At 70.7% G+C, this 6,398-nt stretch carries 5 protein-coding genes; 1 reads left to right on the top strand and 4 read right to left on the bottom strand.

Features of this window, described 5'->3' with window-relative positions; translation table 11 throughout:
• Positions 1–23: 23 nt before the first annotated feature.
• Together ETD96_RS39250 and ETD96_RS39245 are read right to left on the bottom strand one after the other, a co-directional pair.
• Positions 24–1,790 carry a chitinase gene (locus ETD96_RS39250; RefSeq protein ID WP_138641558.1) on the bottom strand — a complete coding sequence of 589 codons (1,767 nt, stop codon included), beginning with the start codon at positions 1,788–1,790 and terminating at the stop codon, positions 24–26.
• A 10-nt stretch (positions 1,791–1,800) separates the two neighbouring features.
• Positions 1,801–3,366: a chitinase gene (locus ETD96_RS39245; RefSeq protein ID WP_138641557.1), complete on the bottom strand. Its 1,566-nt coding sequence runs from the start codon at positions 3,364–3,366 to the stop codon at positions 1,801–1,803.
• Between the two features lie 342 nt (positions 3,367–3,708).
• Here ETD96_RS39245 and ETD96_RS39240 point away from each other — a divergent pair, with 342 nt between their 5' ends.
• Positions 3,709–4,173, top strand: a complete 465-nt coding sequence (locus ETD96_RS39240; protein ID WP_138641556.1) for a pyridoxamine 5'-phosphate oxidase family protein — start codon at positions 3,709–3,711, stop codon at positions 4,171–4,173.
• Between the two features lie 54 nt (positions 4,174–4,227).
• Here the strand turns inward: ETD96_RS39240 and ETD96_RS39235 are convergent, their stop codons facing one another.
• Both ETD96_RS39235 and ETD96_RS39230 read right to left on the bottom strand, forming a co-directional pair.
• Positions 4,228–5,568 (bottom strand): hypothetical protein, encoded by a 1,341-nt coding sequence (locus tag ETD96_RS39235; RefSeq protein ID WP_138641555.1) that lies wholly within the window; start codon positions 5,566–5,568, stop codon positions 4,228–4,230.
• A gap of 159 nt (positions 5,569–5,727) precedes the next feature.
• Complete coding sequence (locus ETD96_RS39230) at positions 5,728–6,351, bottom strand: class I SAM-dependent methyltransferase (protein ID WP_138641554.1); 624 nt, start codon at positions 6,349–6,351, stop codon at positions 5,728–5,730.
• Positions 6,352–6,398 lie beyond the last annotated feature (47 nt).

Below are 6,398 nucleotides of genomic sequence, written 5' to 3'. Positions count from 1 at the left end.
AGGACGCGGGGGTCAGGGGGAGGTCAGGGCAGGGAGTTCAGGAAGGGCTCGTGGCTGTTCATGAACTCCCAGCCGTAGTAGCGGTCCCAGTTGACCGACCAGGTCATCAGGCCGCGCAGGTCGGGGGACGTCCCGCCGCGCAGCGTGTAGCCGCCGCAGCCGGACCCCTTCACCAGGCAGTTCACCGCCTGCTGCACCTGCGCGGGCGGCGTGTACCCGTTGCCGGCACTGACCGCTGCGGGCAGCCCGATGCCGATCTGGTCGGGACGCAGCCCGGGGAACGTGCGGCCCGTGTTCGCGACCGGGAACCCGGCCTTCACCATGTCGGTCATCGCGATGTGGAAGTCGGCGCCGCCCATGGTGTGGTACTGGCCGTCCAGGCCCATGACGGGACCGGAGTTGTAGTCCTGGACGTGCAGGACGGTCAGGTCGTCCCGCATAGCGTCGATCACCGGGAGGTAGGCGCCCGTGCGGTTGTCACCGCCGCCCGACCCGCCGTAGAACTGGTGCCCGACCTGCACGAAGAACGTCTCCGGCGCCATCGTCAGGACGAACTTCGCGCCGTACTTCGCCTTCAGCGACTTCAGTGCCGAGATCAGGTTCACGATGACCGGGGTCGTCGGGTTGCGGAAGTCGGTGTCGCCCGCGTTGAGGTACAGCGAGTGGCCCTCGAAGTCGACGTCCAGGCCGTCCAGGCCGTACCTGTCGATGATCGCGGAGACCGACCGGACGAACGCGTCCCGCGCGGCCGCGGTCGTGAGCTGCACCTGGCCGTTCTGGCCGCCGATCGAGATCAGCACCTTCTTGCCCTGCGCCTGCTTCGCGCGGATCGCGGCGATGAACTCCTCGTCGCTCTCCACGTTCGGGCATTCGCCGACCGGGCACCGGGTGAACCGGATGTCGCCGGACGTCGGCGAGGTCGGCTCGCCGAACGCGAGGTCGATGATGTCCCACGCGTCCGGGACGTCCGCCATCCGCACGTAGCCGGAGCCGTTGGCGAAGCTCGCGTGCATGTAGCCGATCAGGGCGTGCTTGGGCAGACCGGTGTTGACGCAGCCGGTCGTGCGCGCGCTGACGGGCTCGGACTCGGCCGACTCGCCGACGTCGTTGTAGGCGGCGACCGTGTAGGTGTGCGAGGTGCACGCCGCCAGGCCGGAGACGGTGGCGCTCGTCCCGCCGGTCACGGTGGCCTTCACCGTGCCGCCCTCGTAGACGCGGTACCCGGTGACCGTCCCCGACGACGCGCCCCAGTTCAGGGCGACCGAGGTGTCGGTGACGGTTCCGAGCTGCGGCTTTCCGGGGGTTCCGGGGACGCCCGGCTGCGGCTCGCCGCCGGGGCCGTCGAGGACGACGTCGTCCGCGTAGTACGTCCCGTTGCCGTACCAGCCGTGCAGGAAGATCTGCGCGGACGTCTGGTTCGCCCCGGTCGTGAACGTCACCGACAGCTGGGTGAAGTCGGCGGCCGACGGCGTCCACGTGGACGTCCCGCCGGTCACGCCCAGGTACACGTAGTTGCCGCGCACCCAGGCCGACAGCGTGTAGGCGGTGTTCGGCCGGACGGCCACCGTCTGCGCGCACTGGCCGGTGCTGCCCGCCGTGACGCCGCCGGCGAGCGCGTGGCTCCCCGTCCGGACGGGGCTGGACACGACCGACCCGCCGTCGCACGCCCACGGGCTCAGCGACCCGCTCTCGAACCCGGCGTTGGCCAGCACGTTCGCCGCCTGCGCCGGGGCCGTGACCCCGACCAGCAGCCCCGCGAGCAGCGCCGCGAGGACCCAGATCCTTCGCATCTCCGGCCTCCTACGGCAGCGTGTCGAGGTGCGGGCCGACGGTGCTGGCGAAGCCGCCGCCGTTGGTGACGTCCCAGTTGATGGACCAGGTCATCGCGCCGCGGATGTCGGGGTAGGTGCGGGACGGCTTGAACGTGCCGCACCCGGTGCCCTTCGCCAGGCAGTCGAGGGCGTTGTTGACCGCCGACGGCGCCACGACGCCGCCGCCCGCCGCGCCGGGCCCGGCCGGCAGCCCGAGTCCCACCTGGTCGGGGCGCAGTCCGCCCTCCAGCTGGATGCAGGCCAGCGCGGTCATGAAGTCGACCGTCCCCTGCCCGTACACCTTCTGGTCGCAGCCGAGCATCGCGCCCGAGTTGTAGTACTGCATGTTGACGACGGTGAGGATGTCCTTGATCTTCAGCGCGAGCTGGAAGTAGGACGCGCCGGTGGACTGCATGTCGAGCGTCTGCGGCGCCATCGTGATGATCAGGTTTGCGCCGGCCTTGGCGCGCAGGGCGCGCAGCGCCTGCTCCATGTACGTCGGGTTGAGGCCGTTCTCCAGGTCGATGTCGACGCCGTCGAACCCGTACTCGGTCATGAGCGCGTACACGGTGTTCGCGAAGAGCTGCGCGGCGGAGCCGTCCGCCACCCGGATCGCGCCCTTCTCGCCGCCGACGGACAGGATGACCTTCTTGCCCTTGGCGTGCAGCGCGGCGATGTCCGACTTGAACTGGGCGTCGGTGTAGCCGCCGAGGGCGGCCGAGAGCTCGGGGTCGACGCGGAAGGCGACCTCGCCGGCCCGCGCGGTGGCCTCGCCGAACGCGACCGCGATGAGGTCGTACTCGTCCGGCACCTGGGAGAGCTTGAGTTCCTGCGCGGGGTTCACGAAGTCGTGCCAGTAGCCGGTCAGGAAGTGCCGGGGCAGGGGACCGGTCGCGCATCCGCTGGTCGTCCCGGTGACGGCGTCGCTGGCGGCCGACTCGCCCTCGTCGTTGTACGCCTTGACCGTGTAGGTGTGGGTCTCGCACTTGGCGAGCCCGCCGATCGTGGCGGACGTCCCGGTGACGGTCGCCTTCACCGCCGAGCCCTCGTAGACGCGGTACCCGGTGGGCGCGCCCGTCGCGGCCTCCCAGGTGAGCGTGAGCGAGGTGTCGGTCTTGCCGGTCACTGCCACGGACTTCGGTGTCGCGGGCTTGCCCGGATCGGTGGGGCCGCCGTCGCAGGGCGCGCCGTTGAAGGTGCAGTTCTGCGGGCTTCCCGGACCGTTCCCGAGGAAGCCGAACGTGACCGAGCCGCCCGCCGGGATGGCGGCGTTGTAACCGCGGTCGGTGAACGTGTTGTGCTGCCCGTTCTTGGCGAGCAGGGCGTCCCAGTAGGAGCCGACGGTCGTCCCGGCGGGCAGGTCGAACTCGACCCGCCAGCCGTTGATCGCGGCGCCGGTGCCGTTGGTGAGGGTGAACCGTCCCTCCCAGCCCGAGCCCCAGTCGGCGGGCTTGCTGAACGTCGCGGACGCGCCCGCCGCGGCGTGCGCGGTGGCCGGGACGAGCAGGGCGAGCAGGAGGACGGCGAGGACACTGAGAACAGAGCGGGGGCGCAAGGGCTACTCCCTCGGTTTCGACGCTGGCGGATTCCCCCGAACCCCGATCGACCGCATTTGACAGTAAAGTTTCCTATCTATTTGCGAGCAAGATAACCAGCGTCCGTGACCTGGGCAACCCCCTGCTGTTCCGCCCCTGGTCAGACCACCCCAGCTTGGACACCGAACCACCCGAGCCCCGCCCGAATATCAGCATGAAACGCCATGAAATGCGGGTTTCTTAGGCAACAGTCGCCAGGGCCGGTCGCCGGCGGCCCCGAGACCCGGGGGGTCCATCGGTCGCTGGGAGTAGGTCCATTGCCTCAGGCGTGCTTCGCGCCCGCCTGGCTAGGGTCGGTCCTCATGGAGAGCGCGGGGATCGTTCGTCGCCAGAGCGCGGAGCGCATACGCGACACCCTGGAGCGGCTCGCCGCCGAGCGGGACATGTGGGTGTCGACGGCCCACCCCGACCGCGGGCCGCACCAGGTGCCGCTGTGGTTCCTGTGGGACGGCCGAGCGGTGTGGATGTGCACGGGTGCCGCTTCCGCTACCGCGCGAAACGTCCGCAAGGAGCCGCGCGTGCGCCTGTCGCTACCGGACACCTTCGACGTGGTGCTCCTCCAAGGTCATGCGGAGTACTTCCCGGACCGGGAGGTGCCCCGAGACGCGGCGGACGCGTTCGCCGACAAGTTCGGGTGGGACCCGCGCACGGAAGAGGGCTCCTTCGTCTATGTGCGCGTGGTCCCGAAGACCGTGCACGCCTGGCGCGGCGAGCCGGAACTGAGCGGGCGAGTCATCATGCGCGCCGGGGTCTGGCTGGAGCCCTAGCTGTAGGGGCGACCCCGATGCGATCGAAGCCTTCGTCGCCTTGCCCCGCGACGCTTAGCGGTCGAGGACGGCGCGGAGGGTGGAGTCGGCGGCCTGCTCCGGGGCGCCGGTTTCAGGGGCGGCGGTGTTCCATTTCTCGGCGTAGGTGTCCACGCTTTCGCGGAACGATTTCGTCAGTGCGGAACCGAGCAGGAGCCCGGCGGCTGAGACCAGGTGCCGTGCCCAAGTGCGGCCTTTGACGGTGGCGGTGACGTCCACCGTCCATTCCCCGTCGTTGGCTGTGACTCGGTCGACGGTCAGAGTCGCCTCGCCCGCCGGGTTCTCGGCGGTGCCGGTGAGGAGCGGAGCGGGAGAGACGCCCCACCAGCGCTCGACGTCGGCCTCGGCCGACGCTGTGACGTGCGAGTATCCCTCGAAGGCGCCCGTGAAGCCGGCGCGGACGGCGGTAGGTCTGCGGGCGCTGTCGATCTCGACCCAGCCCGCCTGCGCGTCGTCCGGACTGTTGAACTCGATGCGGTTCGGGCCGTCGAGTTTCCAGGCCGCCACGTGCACATCGAGCGGCTCGACTTCGTCTTCCGGGAGGAAGGCGATGCGGTACCTGGCGCCGGGGTTGATGTGCTTTCCCTTGAGAAGGCGGACGCCGAAGGCGCCGGGCTCTTTCTTGGCGAGCCGGCCCTTGGAGAAGCGCAGTCCCTCAATTCCTTGATGGAGGGCTGCTGTATATTCTTCGGCCCATTCGCGGGAAACGGCCTTGAGCGTCACGCGATGCTTGAAGTCGAGTCGCTCCTGCAAGCCGCGCTTCGCCATGCCGGGCACTTCGGTGTTCCAGGCGGACACGGCGCCGGTGAAGCCCTCGTCCAGTGCGCGCCGGATGCGGCCCCGCGCGATGAGCAGACCCACCGCCGCGAACGGCCAGATGAGGGAACGCCCGCCGAACCGCGTCCTGGTCCGGACGGTCCACTGGCCTCGCTTGTCCTTGCGTCGTGTGATCTGTAGATCGGCGAAGGCGAACGGGTGGACGACCCGGACGGAGACGGGGGACGTGTTCGGCCCGAGGAGGGACCACCACTCCTCGGCCCGCAGCTCGCCTTCCCACCGTGCGCGCCGCAGTCCGCGAAACGGCTTCGGGCCCTGGTAGTCGCCCGTGACGCGGACGGTGTGGAGCCGCCGGGCGGACATCCGCAGATCCAGCCGCAGGTTGACCGTGTGCCCGCCGGAGACGACCGCGGCCTCGATCCGCGACTCCCCGACCCGGTTCCAGGCGGGGACGTGCACATCGGCGGTCAGCTCGTCCGTCTCGGCGCGGTAGCGAGCCCCGGCGGCAAGGTGCCGGCCTTCCACCAGGCGGACGTCGTCGATGACCTCGTCACCGAACGCGAACCCGCCTTCGGACATCGGTGCCTGCTCCGCCGCGTCCAGTAGCGCGCGTACAACCTGGTCCAGGAGTTCGCGCGGAAACGGGGCGAGTGCGGCATCGCGTCGAAAACGGGCCATGCGGGTCATGATCCTGTAACGGCCGCCGCCTGACCAGTGGAGCGCGAGCTCCGCGTGCGGTCAGCCGCGGGTTCGGGTCGCCCAGAACAGAGCGTGGCCGGTGTCGCCTTCGGGGACGAACTGCTGGTCGGTGACCTCCAGGCCGCTCTGGTCGAGCCACGCGCGGTAGGTGGCGGCGTCGGCCTGGCTCCACCACATGGTGGTGCCGCCGCCGAGCCAGTCGTCGTCCGTGCCGGTCCAGGCGTCCTGGCCGGCGGTCGCCAGCAGCCGGCCGCCGGGGCGCAGCCACCGGGCGATGGCGCGCAGGAGGCGGGGCTGCCGGTCGAGCGGCATGTGGATCAGCGCGTAGAGGCAGACCACGGCGTCGAAGGACGCCGCCGGGAAGTCGAGGTCGGTGGCGTCCGCACGGAGGAAGGCGGCGTCGGGGACCAGGGCTCGGGCCCGCTCGATCTGGACGTCGCTGATGTCGACGCCGGTCACGCGGTGTCCGGCGGAGGCGAGGCGGCGGGCGACGGGGACGCCGCAGCCGCAGCCGATGTCCAGCACGTGCCCGCGCCGGGGGAGGCCCGCCAGCAGGGCGTCGAGCCAGCGGTCGTAGTGCTCGACCGTCTCGTGGTCGCCTCGGTAGTGGTGGGAGAGGGCGTCGTAGCCGGTGCGGACGAGGTCGGCGGGATCGGTGGCCATGCCCGCAGGGTAGGCGCGCCCGCGCCGGGCGGGGGGGCGGCCCGCGT

This window comes from Actinomadura geliboluensis, assembly GCF_005889745.1.
GTDB classification, from domain to species: Bacteria; Actinomycetota; Actinomycetes; order Streptosporangiales; family Streptosporangiaceae; genus Spirillospora; species Spirillospora geliboluensis.
This window is presented reverse-complemented; position numbering and strand designations above follow the sequence as displayed.